Origin of the sequence: Blautia sp. OM07-19 (genome assembly GCF_003481595.1) — a bacterium.
Taxonomy (GTDB): Bacteria; Bacillota; Clostridia; order Lachnospirales; family Lachnospiraceae; genus Blautia_A; species Blautia_A intestinihominis.
Genome location: NZ_QULA01000021.1, coordinates 40,406 through 55,477 on the forward strand (window position 1 = coordinate 40,406; position 15,072 = coordinate 55,477).

At 46.2% G+C, this 15,072-nt stretch carries 11 protein-coding genes; 7 read left to right on the forward strand and 4 right to left on the reverse strand.

The features are described 5' to 3' along the window. Positions 1 to 135: 135 nt before the first annotated feature. The 3 genes from DXC01_RS13720 to DXC01_RS13730 form a co-directional block, all read right to left on the reverse strand. Positions 136 to 1,044: a LysR family transcriptional regulator gene (locus DXC01_RS13720; RefSeq protein ID WP_118699116.1), complete on the reverse strand. Its 909-nt coding sequence runs from the start codon at positions 1,042 to 1,044 to the stop codon at positions 136 to 138. A 44-nt stretch (positions 1,045 to 1,088) separates the two neighbouring features. Then, entirely contained in the window at positions 1,089 to 3,539 is a 2,451-nt protein-coding gene (locus tag DXC01_RS13725; RefSeq protein WP_118699117.1) for a methyltransferase domain-containing protein, read from the reverse strand. A 110-nt stretch (positions 3,540 to 3,649) separates the two neighbouring features. Continuing rightward, positions 3,650 to 4,555 carry an AEC family transporter gene (locus DXC01_RS13730; protein ID WP_118699118.1) on the reverse strand — a complete coding sequence of 302 codons (906 nt, stop codon included), beginning with the start codon at positions 4,553 to 4,555 and terminating at the stop codon, positions 3,650 to 3,652. A gap of 246 nt (positions 4,556 to 4,801) precedes the next feature. On the opposite strand from DXC01_RS13730, the gene DXC01_RS13735 reads away from it, so the two are divergent. The 7 genes from DXC01_RS13735 (at position 4,802) to pyk (ending at position 13,653) form a co-directional block, all read left to right on the forward strand. After that, complete coding sequence (locus DXC01_RS13735) at positions 4,802 to 5,260, forward strand: potassium channel family protein (protein WP_243111626.1); 459 nt, start codon at positions 4,802 to 4,804, stop codon at positions 5,258 to 5,260. Positions 5,261 to 5,420: 160 nt separating this feature from the next. Then, complete coding sequence (locus DXC01_RS13740) at positions 5,421 to 6,749, forward strand: MATE family efflux transporter (protein WP_118252346.1); 1,329 nt, start codon at positions 5,421 to 5,423, stop codon at positions 6,747 to 6,749. A gap of 572 nt (positions 6,750 to 7,321) precedes the next feature. Next, positions 7,322 to 7,651, forward strand: coding sequence for a metal-sensing transcriptional repressor (locus DXC01_RS13745; RefSeq protein WP_022215511.1), 330 nt, complete (start codon positions 7,322 to 7,324; stop codon positions 7,649 to 7,651). A 73-nt stretch (positions 7,652 to 7,724) separates the two neighbouring features. Next, a complete protein-coding gene (locus DXC01_RS13750; RefSeq protein WP_022215512.1) occupies positions 7,725 to 8,093 on the forward strand; it encodes a heavy-metal-associated domain-containing protein in 369 nt (122 codons plus the stop codon). A gap of 13 nt (positions 8,094 to 8,106) precedes the next feature. Further along, on the forward strand, positions 8,107 to 10,662 hold the full coding sequence (locus DXC01_RS13755) for a heavy metal translocating P-type ATPase (RefSeq protein WP_118699120.1): 2,556 nt from the start codon (positions 8,107 to 8,109) through the stop codon (positions 10,660 to 10,662). Between the two features lie 111 nt (positions 10,663 to 10,773). Next, entirely contained in the window at positions 10,774 to 12,069 is a 1,296-nt protein-coding gene (locus tag DXC01_RS13760) for a chloride channel protein (RefSeq protein WP_118699121.1), read from the forward strand. A gap of 159 nt (positions 12,070 to 12,228) precedes the next feature. Next, positions 12,229 to 13,653, forward strand: a complete 1,425-nt coding sequence (gene pyk / locus DXC01_RS13765) for a pyruvate kinase (protein ID WP_118699122.1) — start codon at positions 12,229 to 12,231, stop codon at positions 13,651 to 13,653. A 91-nt stretch (positions 13,654 to 13,744) separates the two neighbouring features. Here pyk and DXC01_RS13770 read toward each other — a convergent pair whose 3' ends face one another. Further along, entirely contained in the window at positions 13,745 to 15,058 is a 1,314-nt protein-coding gene (locus DXC01_RS13770) for a hypothetical protein (RefSeq protein ID WP_118699123.1), read from the reverse strand. Positions 15,059 to 15,072: the final 14 nt, after the last annotated feature.

A 15,072-nucleotide genomic window follows, 5' to 3' on the forward strand; every position in this document is an offset into this window, starting at 1 on the left:
TCCTCAGACAAAATATCCGCATAGTAATTCGTCAGATAAAGTCTATCAGATGTCAAAAAAGCACACAACCCCGTGGGAGGGTTATGTGCTATTCGTAGTTCGAATACCTTTCGTCTGTTCTGGAATGAGTCTGAATTAACTTTTGGGAAGTCTGCTTACCAGAAAGTCGAGAAATTCCTGTATACTTTCATCAATTTTTTCGCCTTTGTGGAGCATATAGCCAAAAATAACCTTACTGTCACCCATATTCAGCGGGATTCCCGGCGTAGTACCTGTTTTGTTCTCGGAAAGATAACTGCCGCTTACATTTGCAACCCGGCTGTTCCTGAGCATTTTTTCCATAATGTAGTCACTGTTGGTCAGCACAGAAATATCAAGATCTTTCCACTGGAATGCATCTTCCCGTGCAGCTCCGATATCAAAAAATTCATCCTGATAATTCTGGATAAAACGGATTCCTTCCAGATCTGCAAGCTCTGCTTTGTCCTTTCTGGAAGCATAAATTTCTGTCTTCCGCCCTGAATACAGGACTACATCTGTTTCATACATTGTAAAAAACTGTAGTTTATTTTTGGTCAGCTCGTGCAGGAAGTTCTCCTTTTGCTGACTCAGGATATAAACAAATCCAATGTCATCCATGTAGTCACGGACACGTTCCATAACACTCCGTACGCCTGCTGTTGTGATCTGAAAGTGATAGTTTTTTTCATAGGTTTCATTATAAAAATCTACAAACTGATTGGCAAACCAGGAACTTGGATTCAGCGAAATACGAATCCATTTTGTCATGCCTCCCAAAGCCATATTCTCCAGAACATTCATCTCATTTGTGATCTTACATGCATAGTGATAGACTTTCTGTCCCTGCACTGTCAGTCGGATTCCTCTCGGAAGGCGCTCAAAAAGCTGCATTCCAAGAGTGTCTTCCAGTGCCTTGATCACCTTGCTCACACTGGGCTGTGTCGAATAGAGGATCTTCGCCGCATCACTGAAAGACCCTGCCTGGGCACATGCCACAAAATATTGCAATTGTTTTAAATCCATATGATTCTCCGCATATCCTTATAGTCTGTGCAGTTGTCTGCCTGTCATTTAACTGTCCGCAGCATAAACAGCGGAGTCGGATTATAAAATTCGTCTTTTTCAAGATAGATCCTGCTGCTGATTCCTAAGTCTACCCGGAAATCTTTAAGATCCATAGATCCCAGGGTTTCCAGATCCCACGCCGGACGGCTGTAGGAACTGATCGGAAGCTGACGTTTGATCTCCTCGCACTCGCGCATCATGTCATTTCCGAGTGTGTTATGTGCATGATTTTCCGGAAGGTCTTCCACATTTGAGAAGTCTGTGATTCCGTAGTTTGCATCAAAATTGAGCAGTACACCGCCTTTTTTGAGGACGCGAAGCCACTCCTGATATGCGTGACGCACATGCGGCAATGTCCAGGTCAGGTTTCTGGAAATGATCACATCAAAGGTGTCATCCGGGAATTCCGGATTCTCTGCATCCATAACTGTAAATCCGCAGTTTACGCCCTCTTCTTCTGCAAGGATGCGGGCGTTTTTGATCATATCCGGTGTCAGGTCGATTCCAGTCACCTGATGGCCTGCTTTTGCAAGAAGGATAGTGAAAAATCCTGCTCCACAGCCCACATCGAGAATCTTGAGATTTTTTCCCTCCGGAAGCTGTGTATTGATTTCTTTCATCCAGCGTTCTGCCATGGTGCTGTGAAGTTCCTGTCTTCTCTGCTCCAGAAAACTGTCGCTTCGTTTTTCCCAGTATTTTACGATTTTTTCCTTGCGCTCGTCGTAGCGGCTCACGATTCTTCCGTAGGCGACCATCGGTCCATTGCCAAGTACCTGCAGCGTGCCGCACTGATAGAGAAGAACGCCGTCGAACTCTGCGATGCTGACTTCTTTGACTTTTCCCTCATAGTCACGGACTTCTCCGAGGATATCGCCTTCCTGGATCATGTCGCCGACTTTTTTGAATGGATACCAGAGACCGCTTTCCTCTGCATCCTGATAGCGGACATCTGCCACATCCAGCGGATAGTATGTCCTGAAATCCTTGATTCCCTGATAGATTCCCATATGGCACAGGATATTGCGGACATCTCTTCTGGTAGAGCGGACTTCTTCGTAATTCCAGTCGCCCATTCCGCCACGTTCAATCAGAATACTCGGAATTCCCTGTGAAGCCGCATAGTTGTAGGAACCGCCGGACGCCACGTTGGATTTTACCATGTATGGAACATCGACCTGTTCTGCCATTTTACGGGATTCTGCGACAACTTCTTCTGCTGCCATTCCTGCATAATAGACATACGGTGTTAATTTCTCATAGTCATCTCCACTGTGGAGATCGATGTAATAATCTGTCACCGGCTGAAGTTCCTGAGACACTGCCCATGCAAGGCACTCCATTTCTGTTCCCTGCGGGTCTCCCGGAAATTCGCGGTTGAGGTTTTTGTCATCAGTCAGTCCCATACTGCCGTTACGTGCCTCAAATGCAGGTCGGTTCATGACTTTGACAATGATGATCGTGCCTGTTACTTTTTCAATTTTGAGTTTCTGGGACAATTCGATCGCTGCCTGGATCCCGACATATTCTCCGGCATGAACACCTGCTGTGATCAGCATGGTTTTTCCTGTACCATGTCCGTGAAGGACAGTCGCCGGAAGTTTGATCTCGCCGTTTGCAAGTTCTAATTCTCCATTCCACTTCTCACCCGGCTCCACTGTTATATTTTTGAGATTAAAAGAATCTCTCTTTCTTCCTGTCAGGAGGAAGATCGGAGAAGTGCTGTTATTGATGATCTCTTCTTCTGTCCAGACTTCTTTCCAGACCGCTTCATCGCAGGAAACATCAAGAAATCCTGTTTTCTGCATAGTTTCGATATCCCACTTCGGACGTTCCAGACGACTTAATGGAACCTGGCGGGCAATCTCTTCCATCTTTTCGATATCAGTTCCGCTGTAATAGTCCTCCACGTTTTGTTCTTCTGTCTGCTTCCGGTCTTTCTCATAGCTGTTTCGCTTTTCTTCATTATAAAGATGACCGTACCAGTCTGCATCAAAGTTATAAAGCATACCGCCTGGTTTGAGCACACGCAGCCATTCTTTATATGCGAGGTCCGGGCGTGGAAGATTCCATGTTACATTTCTGGTTACAATGGCATCAAAGCTGTTGTTTTCCACATCAAGAGCCTGTGCGTCGCCGGTTTTCCACACAATACACTCCGCTAATCCACCGGCATTCTGCTGTGCTTCCTTGAGCATTTCTTCTGTATAGTCGATCGCCGTCACCTGATAGCCGGCTTCTGCGAGAAGGATTGCAAAAAATCCCGGGCCGGTTCCGACATCAAGGATTTTAATCTCTTTTGGTTCACGCTCCGGGAACTGTTTTCCCAGTAGATCGAGGAGTTTCGCCCTCCACATGGTCTGTCTGGCATCTGCCATTTCCTGCTGATTATATTCTGAATAACCTCTGGCCCGGTTGGTCCAGTAGTCATGGATTTCGTTTTTAAGATCGCTCATGATTTGTTCTCTTTTCCGTATAAAATGTTATTTTTTAAGTATATAAAAAAAACACCCCTCCTACAAGCCGGGAGGGGGGATGTTTTGTCAGAAATTTGACAAATATGTTTTTACTGGAGAAAAATGCTCCACAGACAGATAGTCGGAAGGGATAACAAGGTTGAGAAGATGACCATTTTTGTCGCAAATGGAGAATCGACCTGGTATTTTTCTGCGAGGATACTGGTCGTTGCACCTGCCGGCATTGCTGCAAGGAGTACACACAGTCCCAGGACCGTTTTGCTCAGAGGCAGGAAACGGCAGACGATATAAACGATCGCCGGAATGATAATAAGTCTGTGAACTGTGTATTTCACAACTGTCCAGTCCCAGAAATCTTTGAGATTGATATCTGCAAGGATCATTCCAATGACCATCATCGACATTGCCGTATTACAATTTCCGACAGCAGTCACCGCACCGTCGAGTCCTGACGGGATTGGAAATCCTGTGATCATCAGGATCATTCCAAGTACACATGCCAGAATGCATGGATGTGTGACGACTTTTTTCACCGTTTTCATCTTATCACTGCTTCCGGAAAAAACAGCCAGACCGGAAGACCACATCATGATTCTCTGCGGGATCAGGTACACGCTGGCGAGAACCAGTCCTTCTATTCCGTAAACGCCTTCCGCGATCGGGTTTCCAAGAAATCCTGCGTTTGAGCAGATAGTTCCGTACTGCAGGCACTTCCGACGGTCTTCGGATTCTTTTCGGAACATGACTTTTCCATAGATAACACAGAATACCTGAATACCGATCGAGATAAAAAGAATCGCCAGATAATTGCTGAAATCTCCATCCGTTGCACTCTGGGTAAATGCATGGAGGATGTTGCATGGCAGGATCAGATAGATGACCAGATCATTGATGTTCTTCTGCCCCTGCGGACCGATGATATGTATCTTTTTCATTAAAAATCCTACAGCTACCAGAATAAAGATCGTGAGCTGCAGTGTCAGCAGTGTTTTCATATTTTTTCTCCTCTAAGTGCCTTTTTTCCTTATAACAATATCACTTTTTCTGTGATTATTTTTGGCATTTTTTGAGTGTAGCACATTGAAGTATGTACCGCAAGAAGGACTGGTATATGTTTACGGTTATGTACAAAAAACGTGATATTCTACACGGTTTTTGAATGTTTTTCTGTCTGAAACTGTCTGTACCGTTGACGCATTTCCTGGTTTCCGGTACAATATTTTCAAGTAATGGGAGGAATTTTGCATAATGAATACAGTCTGGGAAACCGGGCGCAGCCGGAGGTTTTTACGAATGCATTTTCCGGGATCTGGTGGGTTGCTTCCACCCTGCTCACTGTAGGCTATGGTGATATTTATCCTGTCACCACGATCGGCAAGATTTTTGGTATTTTTATTGCATTTCTTGGTGTCGGCATGGTTGCGATCCCCACCGGTATCATTTCTGCAGGATTTGTCGACCAGTATTCGAGACTTAAACGGATCGGGGAATATGGTCAGGAAGAAGATGTGCATTTTATCCGCATCCGCCTCACCGAAAATGATCAATGGGTGAATCACAGGATCATGGAACTGAACATGCCGGAGCGTATTATCATCGCCGTGATCCAGCGAAATCACAGGATCCTTGTTCCAAAGGGCGATACGGTCGTGCTTTATACGCAGACGTATATGGCAAATGCGGATGATCTGGAGATTTAACAAATCTGCTATTGACGTTTTTCTGGTTCTCATGCTACAATTCTTTCGTCCAAAACATAGTGTGGATTTTTCTGGCTAAACCATTTTTCGCCACACAATTATCCTTCGGGGTGATTGTGCGGCGTTTTTTATGTTTTAAATTTTATAAAGGAGGCTTATTATGAATGACACATTTATGAAAGAAAAACCGGTTTTCCCGCTGATTTTGTCGATGGCTCTGCCTATGGTGATCTCTATGCTTGTGAATTCTCTGTACAACATTGTGGACAGCTTTTTCGTGGCACAGATCAGTGAAAATGCGATGACTGCGCTGTCGCTTGTCTATCCGATCCAAAACTTTGCGAATGCGATCGCGATCGGATTTGGGATCGGGATCAGTGCTCAGATTGCGATCTGTCTTGGTGCCGGAAACAAAGAAACTGCCAGCAAAGCAGCGACTCATGGGCTTGCATTATCTGCCCTGCACGGTGTTCTTCTGACGATCGGATGCATCCTTGTGATGCCGGGATTTCTGGTGCTTTTTACTTCTGACGCAGATGTTATCGACCTTGGAATCCGGTATTCCACGATCGTTTTTCTGTTTGCAACTATAAACACTACTAACCTTTCCTACGAAAAAATCTTCCAGGGTGTGGGCAAAATGAAGGTTACTATGATCGGGCTTATGGTCGGCTGTGTTTCCAATATTATACTTGATCCGCTGCTGATCTTTGGTATCGGACCATTCCCTGCAATGGGGATTGAAGGTGCTGCGATCGCAACTGGTCTGGGGCAGGTATTCAATCTTGTTTTCTATTTGATCGTCTATAAAATACAGCCTCTCCAGGTCAGATTAAGCCGGAAATATTTACATCCGGACAAAGCTCTGATCGCAAGATTATACTCTGTTGGCATTCCGGGAGCACTGAATCTTGCGCTTCCATCTGTGCTTGTTTCTGCATTGAACGGACTCCTTGCAGCCTACTCTCAGAGTTATGTGGTAATTCTTGGAATCTACTATAAACTGCAGACGTTTCTCTATCTTCCGGCGAGCGGGATCGTGCAGGGAATGCGTCCTGTGATAGGATATAATTATGGTGCCGGAGAGCACAAAAGAGTGAAAAAAATCTACTATGTTACGCTTTGTATGAGTGGTGTGATCATGCTTGTTGGAACCATCATCTGTCTGACTGTTCCGGGGCAGCTTATGGGAATGTTTACTACGAATCCGGAGACAATTGCTGCCGGAAAAACGGCTCTTCGTATTATATGTGCGGGATTTCTGGTTTCTTCTGTGTCTGTTACGGCATGTGGTGCGCTGGAAGGACTTGGAAGGGGGACTGCTTCTCTTGTTGTTTCGCTGTGTCGGTATTTGATCATAATTCTTCCTGCGGCTTTTATCCTTAGCCGCATCTTGGGGGCTGTGGGGGTATGGCATGCGTTTTGGATTGCGGAGGCGCTGACCGCTGGGGTGGCTTTCTTCATCAGCCAGAAGGTTATCGGGGTTTGATCCCCAGGGCCCCGTAACCTTGTGCTCGCCTGGGCGAGGTTAGGACCGAGGGGACGTGGCCCGTCCCCTCAGGCACCCCTGGGCTTTTTTTGAGCTTTGGTGGAGACCCTGGTTGTTTTATGGGGAAGGTGATGCTGTGTGGGCCCATACTATTGGTGGGAATTGATTTGCCTGTAGCGCGGTTTAGTCTTTTTTGTGGTTCTGATGACTTAATTGCGACTTTCCCATGTTCTGGTCTACTTTTCTTTGTGGTTCTGATAACTCGCTTGCGGCTTTCTCTTGTTTTGGTCTACTTTTCCTTGAATTTCCGATGACTTGATTGCGGCTTTCTCTTGTTCTGGTCTACTTTTCTTTGCATTTCCAATGACTTAATTGTAGTTTTGTTATATCCTGGTCTATTTTTCTTTTTATTTTGGATGATCTGTCTGTAGCTTTCTTGCATTTAGGTCATCTTTTTTTATTTTCTCTTGACAAATACCCTCATGGGGTATATATTACAGGCATAGTAAACATACCCCGTGAGGGTATTTTGGATATGTATTTTGAGTATATTTTAGAAAGGAAGTTGGTCTATGGAGAATAATAATGATGTGACGAAGACTCCTGTCTGTTCCTGTTGTTGTACGAAGCATACGGATAGGTCGGAGGCGGAGAGGAAGAAGCTGGTGAATCGGCTGAAGCGTATTGAGGGGCAGATTCGGGGAATCATAGGGATGTTGGAGAATGATGCTTATTGTAATGACATCCTGATCCAGTCCGCTGCTGTCAATGCCGCTGTCAACTCTTTTAATAAAGAGCTTCTTGCGAATCATATCCGTACCTGTGTGGCACGTGATATCCGTGCCGGTAAGGATGAAACGATCGACGAGCTGGTTGCAACTCTGCAGAAACTGATGAAATAACTGTAACTGTGAAAATCACAGAAAAGAAACTCAACAAACACAAAGACAAAGTATTTAAGGAGGAAGAAAAATCATGAAACCAGCTGATATCATTATTTTACTTATTGTCATTGTCGCTATGGTCTTTGCAGCGCGCAAGGCTGCCGGACATTTTAAGGGAGACTCTCTCTGCTGCGGAGGCGGCGATGGAAGTTCCAAGAAACCGAAGAGAAAATTCCTGGACGGCCCTGTTCTTGGAACCAGGACGATCCGCATCGAAGGCATGCATTGCCAGCACTGCGTGGATTCTGTAACCAATGCTCTCAACGAGATCGACGGAGTCGTTGCAGAAGTTGATCTAAAAAAAGAAATCGCAACTGTTTCCTATGACCGTTCCATTTCTGACGGCGACCTTCGCGAAGCAGTAAAAAAAGCAGGCTTTACATGCCTGAGCATTTCATAAGAGGAGGCACACAATGGAACAATACAACGTCACCGGTATGAGCTGCGCTGCCTGCAGCACCCGTGTGGAGAAGGCTGTATCCAAAGTGCCGGGAGTCACATCCTGCTCTGTCAGCCTTCTGACAAACTCCATGGGTGTGGAAGGAACGGCTTCCCCCCATGATATTATCAATGCCGTAGAACAGGCAGGTTACGGCGCATCCCTCAAGGGAGCCAATAAGGAACAGGTTTCCATATCTGAAGCCGAAGAAGCCCTCGAGGATCACGAGACACCGATCCTCAAGCGTCGTCTGATCGCTTCCGTCGGATTTTTGCTCGTGCTGATGTACTTCTCCATGGGACATATGATGTGGGGCTGGCCGCTGCCTGCATGGTTTAATGACAACCATATCGCAATGGGTCTTGTGCAGCTTCTGCTTGCCGGAATCATCATGGTCATCAACCAGAAATTTTTCATCAGCGGATTCAAGAGCCTGTGGCATCGTGCCCCGAACATGGACACACTCGTTGCCCTCGGTTCCATGGCATCTTTTGTATGGAGTGTCTACGCACTCTTCGCCATGACAAGAGCTCAGGTCGACGGCGATTCTGCCGCTGTCATGAACTACATGATGGATTTTTACTTCGAATCCGCGGCAATGATCCTGACCCTGATCACCGTTGGCAAAATGCTTGAAGCCCGTTCCAAAGGAAAAACCACTGACGCTCTCAAGAGCCTCATGAAACTCGCGCCAAAGACCGCTGTCGTTCTCCGCGACGGTCAGGAAACTACTGTCCCGATCGAACAGGTCCACAAAGGAGACATCTTTGTGGTCCGCCCAGGAGAAAACATCCCGGTTGATGGTGTGATCGTCGAGGGAACCAGTGCTGTCAACGAATCTGCCCTTACAGGCGAAAGCATCCCGGTTGACAAAGCCGCCGGAGATCTTGTTTCTGCTGCTACTGTCAACCAGTCCGGATTTATCAAATGTGAAGCAACCCGCGTCGGCGAGGACACTACCCTCTCCCAGATCATCAAAATGGTAAGTGACGCAGCTGCTACCAAAGCTCCGATCGCCAAGATCGCAGACCGTGTTTCCGGTGTTTTTGTGCCGACAGTCATCACAATCGCGATTCTCACCACGCTTGTCTGGCTTCTGACCGGACATGAATTCGGCTATGCACTTGCCCGCGGAATTTCCGTTCTCGTTATCAGTTGTCCATGCGCGCTCGGACTTGCCACTCCGGTAGCGATCATGGTCGGCAACGGAATGGGTGCCAAGAACGGTATCCTGTTCAAAACCGCTGTTTCTCTTGAAGAAGCAGGCAAAGTCCAGATCGTTGCCCTGGACAAAACCGGTACGATCACCAGTGGTCAGCCGGAAGTGACAGATCTGCTCCCGGCAGATGGGATTTCTGAACAGGAACTCCTCACCATGGCATTTGCCCTGGAAAAAAAGAGCGAGCATCCTCTTGCCAAAGCGATCCTTGGCCACGCCGAAAGCCTTCATCTCACAGCACCGGAAGTCACCGATTTCCACGCTCTTCCGGGAAATGGACTTTCTGCTGTGCTTGATAATGAAACTCTGATCGGTGGAAGCATGAAATTTATCAGCAGCCAGGTAAGCGTTCCTGCCGCACTCTCCCAGAAGGCAGAAAAGCTTGCAGAAGAAGGAAAAACTCCCCTCCTTTTTGCCCGCAATGGCAAGCTGGCCGGCATCATCGCTGTCGCTGACGTCATCAAAGAAGACAGCCCGCAGGCAGTCAAAGAACTCCAGAATATGGGAATCCGTGTTGTCATGCTGACCGGTGACAATGAGCGTACCGCAAGAGCGATCGGTGCCCAGGCAGGCGTGGACGATGTCATCGCAGGCGTTCTCCCTGACGGCAAGGAAAGCGTGATCCGTTCCCTCAAAGAACAGGGCAAAGTTGCCATGGTCGGCGACGGTATCAACGATGCTCCTGCCCTCACACGCGCAGATATCGGAATCGCGATCGGTGCCGGAACAGACATTGCGATCGACGCAGCTGATGTCGTTCTGATGAAGAGCCGTTTAAGCGATGTTCCTGCCGCTGTCCGTCTCAGCCGTGCCACATTGAAAAATATCCACGAAAATCTTTTCTGGGCATTTTTCTACAATGTGATCGGCATTCCGCTGGCTGCTGGTGTATGGATCCCGATCTTCGGATGGACACTGAATCCGATGTTCGGTGCCGCCGCAATGAGCATTTCCAGCTTCTGCGTTGTCACCAACGCCCTGCGTTTGAACCTGTTTAAGATCCACGACACAAAAAAGGACAAAAAAATCAAACAAGCTACTTCCATTGAGATAAAAAATGATTATAATATAAAAGAAAAGGAGCAAAAAACTATGGTAAAAGTTACAGTTAATGTTGAGGGAATGATGTGCGGACACTGCGAAGCACACGTAAATGAAGCAATTAAGAAAGCATTCGGTGTAGAGGAGGTCGTATCTTCTCACGAAAGCAACACAACCGTTTTTACAGCACCGGAGAAGGTTGATGAGGACAAGATCCGCCAGACGATCAAAGATGCCGGATACGAAGTAACCGGAATTACACAGGAATAAAATCTTACAAATTTATAATCATCATATTTCAAACATCAGACGGTTCCGCATACTATTTCGGAACCGTTTGTTGCATGTCATAAATTATTTTTTACTTTACGGGGGGAACTTATGAACAACACACAGGACAAAAATAATCCAGAAGAGACTAAAGATCTGGATTATTATCTCGGACACATCCGCTATGATATGACGAATCTTATCAAATGGCTGGTCCTCGCAGTACTGACCGGCCTGACCGTCGGCTTTATCAGCAGCCTTTTTGCGAGGGCACTCAAATTTGTCACAAATTACCGGGCAGAAAACACATGGATCTTTTTCCTGCTGCCGGTATCCGGTTTGGTGATCGTATTTCTTTATCAGAAATTTGGACGCGAGGATGGCGGTACGAATCAGGTACTCTCTACGATCCGCTCTCAGGATGATGTGCCTTTTCGCTCTGCTCCACTGATCTTTGTTTCTACGATCCTTACCCACCTTGTGGGTGGTTCTGCTGGTCGTGAAGGTGCTGCGATCCAGCTTGGCGGAAGCATTGGAAATCAGCTTGGAAGCTGGTTCCGGCTCGATGAAGAAGACCGTCATGTCATGGTCATGTGCGGCATGAGTGCTGCTTTTGCTGCTGTTTTTGGCACGCCGATGGCGGCTGCTGTATTCGCAATGGAGGTTATCAGTGTCGGAGTTATGTACTATGCGGCACTTGTTCCCTGCGTGATCTCATCCCTGATCGCATCGGAATTCGCTGCCGGTTTTGGCATCAATCCTGAGTCATTTCATGTTGTAAATATCCCTGAATTGTCCGTCATAACAGGCGGCAAAATGGTCATCATCGCAGTCGCATGTGCCGCAGTCAGCATCATTTTCTGCATGGTTCTTCAGGGTGTCAGCAGGCTTTATACCAGGTATCTTCCTAATCCATATGTCCGCATCGTGGCGGCAAGTGCAGTCATTATTGTGATCACTCTTCTGCTTCATACGACTGATTACATGGGTGCCGGAAACAACCTTATTGAACTCGCGGTAGAGGAAGATCAGACTCGTCCACTGGACTTTTTGTGGAAGATAATCCTTACTGCCCTGACTATGCGTGCCGGTTTTCGCGGCGGCGAGATCGTCCCTTCTTTCTGCATCGGAGCCACCTTCGGATGCCTTATGGGACAACTTCTCGGGCTTTCTCCATCCTTGTGTGCAGCCGCAGGCATGACGGCTCTTTTCTGTGGTGTTACCAACTGCCCGATCACCTCGATCCTGATCGCATTCGAGCTGTTTGGATTCCGTGGAGTTTCCTATTATCTGATCGCTGTCTCCATCAGTTATGCCGTTTCCGGATACTATGGACTGTATAAAGATCAGACAATTGTATATTCTAAATACAAAGCCAAATACATCAATCGTCATACCAGGTTTTAATCCCTGGTACGACGATTTTTAATGCATTTTTTCTATAATTCAGAGGCAAAAATGTTATAAAATTAACGTTTTATTTTGCTAAATCTTTACTTGTACATTAAAAATTATGTGTTAGAATAAAGGTGTGTTTTTTAGGTAAAGAAAAGTAGGAGGAAATTTATGCGCAAAACAAAAATTATCTGTACCCTTGGTCCGTCTACTGATAAAGACGGTGTTCTGGAAGAACTTGTTAAAGAAGGTCTGAACGTAGCACGTTTCAACTTCTCTCATGGTTTACACGATGAACAGAAAGGCCGTATTGATAAATTAAAAGAAATTCGTACACGTCTTGGTAAACCGGTAGCTGCGCTTCTCGATACAAAAGGTCCTGAAATTCGTATCCGCGAATTTGAAAATGAAAAGGTTACTCTGAAGGAAGGTCAGGAATTCACCTTAACCACAGAAGAGATCATGGGAAATGAGAAGATCGTTTCCGTTACCTATAAAGAATTATATAAGGATGTCAAACCTGGCAACAGCATTCTGATCGATGACGGTCTGATCGGACTTGAAGTTAAGAAGATCAAAGGTCAGGACATTGTCTGTAAAGTAGTAAACGGTGGTGTTCTCGGCAATAAGAAAGGTGTCAACCTTCCTGGTGTAGAAGTAAACATGCCATTCATCAGCCCTAAGGATCACGACGATATCCTGTTTGGTATCAAAGAAGGCTATGATTTCATTGCCGCTTCTTTCACCAGAACAGCAGCCGATGTCAAAGAAATCCGTGATATCCTTGAGAAAAACGGTGGACAGGACATCAAGATCATCGCCAAGATCGAGAACCAGCAGGGTGTTGACAACATCGACAGCATCATTGAGGTAGCTGACGGTATCATGATCGCCCGTGGTGACATGGGTGTTGAGATCCCGCTTGAGGATGTTCCGGTTATCCAGAAGGATATCATTGCCAAAGTATACACTGCTGGAAAACAGGTTATCACAGCTACTCAGATGCTGGATTCCATGATCAAAAACCCGCGTCCGACACGTGCAGAGACCACAGACGTTGCCAACGCGATCTATCAGGGAACAAGTGCGATCATGCTTTCCGGTGAAACTGCTGCAGGTAAATATCCTGTAGAAGCACTCAAGACTATGGTCAAAATCGCAGTTCGTACAGAAGCTGACATTGACTTTAATCAGCAGTTCAGTTTCCGCACCAAGGAGCACGCTACAAACGTAACCACAGCAATCTCTCATGCTACCTGCATGACAGCGATCGACCTGAATGCCAAGGCCATCATTGCAGTTACCCGTTCCGGCAATACTGCACGTATGGTTTCCAAATATCGTCCAGGATGCCCAATCATTGCATGCACTCCGGATGAACGCATCTGGCGTCAGCTGAATCTGGTTTGGGGTGTTACTCCACTCCTGACCAAAGAAGAATACAGCATGGAGATCCTTCTCCTTCACGCTACAGAGGCAGCCGAAGAAAACGGCTACGTCAAAGAAGGCGATGTTGTTGTTCTTACTGTCGGTGTTCCGCTTGGACGTTCCGGTAATACCAACCTGCTCAAAGCAACCGTTGTTGGCGAATACTAAGAATTGTATACAAAAAAAGCCAAGGTCATTATCCTCGAAAATGAGGATAATGACCTGTTTTTTTACTTATTCTGTGATTAATTTAACAATATTATTTCTCATATACAGTGATCACGACAGGTGTCTGGGATTCATCGTCATACTGCTGGATCCAGTAGTATTTCTCATCTTTCTTTGCCGTATCCTGGGATGTTTTTTCTTTCTTTAATTCTTTCAGTGCAGCCAGTTCTATGTACGGATTCTTCCCGTCTATTCTATGAAAAACAACTTCATTCATATCTATATCCGTGAAGTTTTTGTTCTTATCTCTGACTGTAAACTTCTGGATCTCCTGACTGATCTCGCAGCTTCCACCAGTGGAAGTGGTCATTGTGATCTTCTTTTTGGCTTCTGTGATCCTGATGATATTGACCAGTTTCTGATTTTCTGTGAGCGTCATTATCATTCCGTCATCTGTCTGTTTCAGACGGATTCCAAGTTCGGATGCCGGTTCCTTCGCAGTCAAAGTGATCCAGTTTACGCCCGGAACTTTGCTGTTGATGATCGCAATGGAATGCAGAGTTTTACTCTCACTGCTGAACGAAAATCCATGTTTTATCTCCTCAACAGAAGTAGAAATTGCAAGGTCTGTGATGTTTCCATCGGAGTCTTTTTTGACATCCACAATGCCTTCTGAAACTGCTCTTCCTTCCACTTCTTCCGTGTCAGAAGGGTCTGTCGGATTCGTGATTTTGCGTGTGCTGACTGCCGTTTCCGGGTCATATTCTGCTACTACTTCTGAAGATGTCGCGTATGCAAAACTTGCATATTCTTCGTCGATATCTTCGTCTGGAAGTTCCTTTGTATCGCTGCCACCGATACCATCATTTTTCGTTTCATCTTTGGAATTTTCTTCAGATTTACTTTCATTCTTTGTATCAGAATCCACAGTGTTTTCCTTCTCCGGATCTTTCTCTTCGCCATCTTTATTTTCGTCTGTATCTTCCGGATCAGATGCTGCTTTCGCCGGAATAACTTCCTTCATCTGATAATCGCAACCATTCCTCTTGCACGCATAGAGGATAAAACCATCCTTATCGTCGGTGGCTTCCTGACGTGAGATTTCTTTCAGATCATGTTCCTTTGTTTTTGGTATGGACGCTGTTTCTGATATTCCACACTCCTCACAGCTCCGTGTCTGCTGACCCTCAGTTACACAGTCTGCCGGGATCGTTACTGTCCATTCCGTCCATGAATGCTTCCCTGTCTCACAGCCATCCGCCACAGAAGATCTCGCTTCTGACTCCTCAGGATTTCCAGTGATACCTGGCTCTACTTCTGTTGACTTCGGTTCTGCATAAACGCTTCCGCTGACTGCCATTGTCATCGCAACTGTCAATGCAAGTGCTGCTGCTTTTCTTTTCATGTACTGCCCCTCCT

Excerpts from the sequence above, each read along its gene's own strand:
- DXC01_RS13770 (WP_118699123.1), bottom strand. The coding sequence starts at position 15,058 with ATGAAAAGAAAAGCAGCAGCACTTGCATTGACAGTTGCGATGACAATG.
- DXC01_RS13755 (WP_118699120.1), top strand. The coding sequence starts at position 8,107 with ATGGAACAATACAACGTCACCGGTATGAGCTGCGCTGCCTGCAGCACC.
- DXC01_RS13750 (WP_022215512.1), top strand. The coding sequence starts at position 7,725 with ATGAAACCAGCTGATATCATTATTTTACTTATTGTCATTGTCGCTATG.
- DXC01_RS13740 (WP_118252346.1), top strand. The coding sequence starts at position 5,421 with ATGAATGACACATTTATGAAAGAAAAACCGGTTTTCCCGCTGATTTTG.
- DXC01_RS13730 (WP_118699118.1), bottom strand. The coding sequence starts at position 4,555 with ATGAAAACACTGCTGACACTGCAGCTCACGATCTTTATTCTGGTAGCT.
- pyk (WP_118699122.1), top strand. The coding sequence starts at position 12,229 with ATGCGCAAAACAAAAATTATCTGTACCCTTGGTCCGTCTACTGATAAA.
- DXC01_RS13720 (WP_118699116.1), bottom strand. The coding sequence starts at position 1,044 with ATGGATTTAAAACAATTGCAATATTTTGTGGCATGTGCCCAGGCAGGG.
- DXC01_RS13745 (WP_022215511.1), top strand. The coding sequence starts at position 7,322 with ATGGAGAATAATAATGATGTGACGAAGACTCCTGTCTGTTCCTGTTGT.
- DXC01_RS13760 (WP_118699121.1), top strand. The coding sequence starts at position 10,774 with ATGAACAACACACAGGACAAAAATAATCCAGAAGAGACTAAAGATCTG.
- DXC01_RS13725 (WP_118699117.1), bottom strand. The coding sequence starts at position 3,539 with ATGAGCGATCTTAAAAACGAAATCCATGACTACTGGACCAACCGGGCC.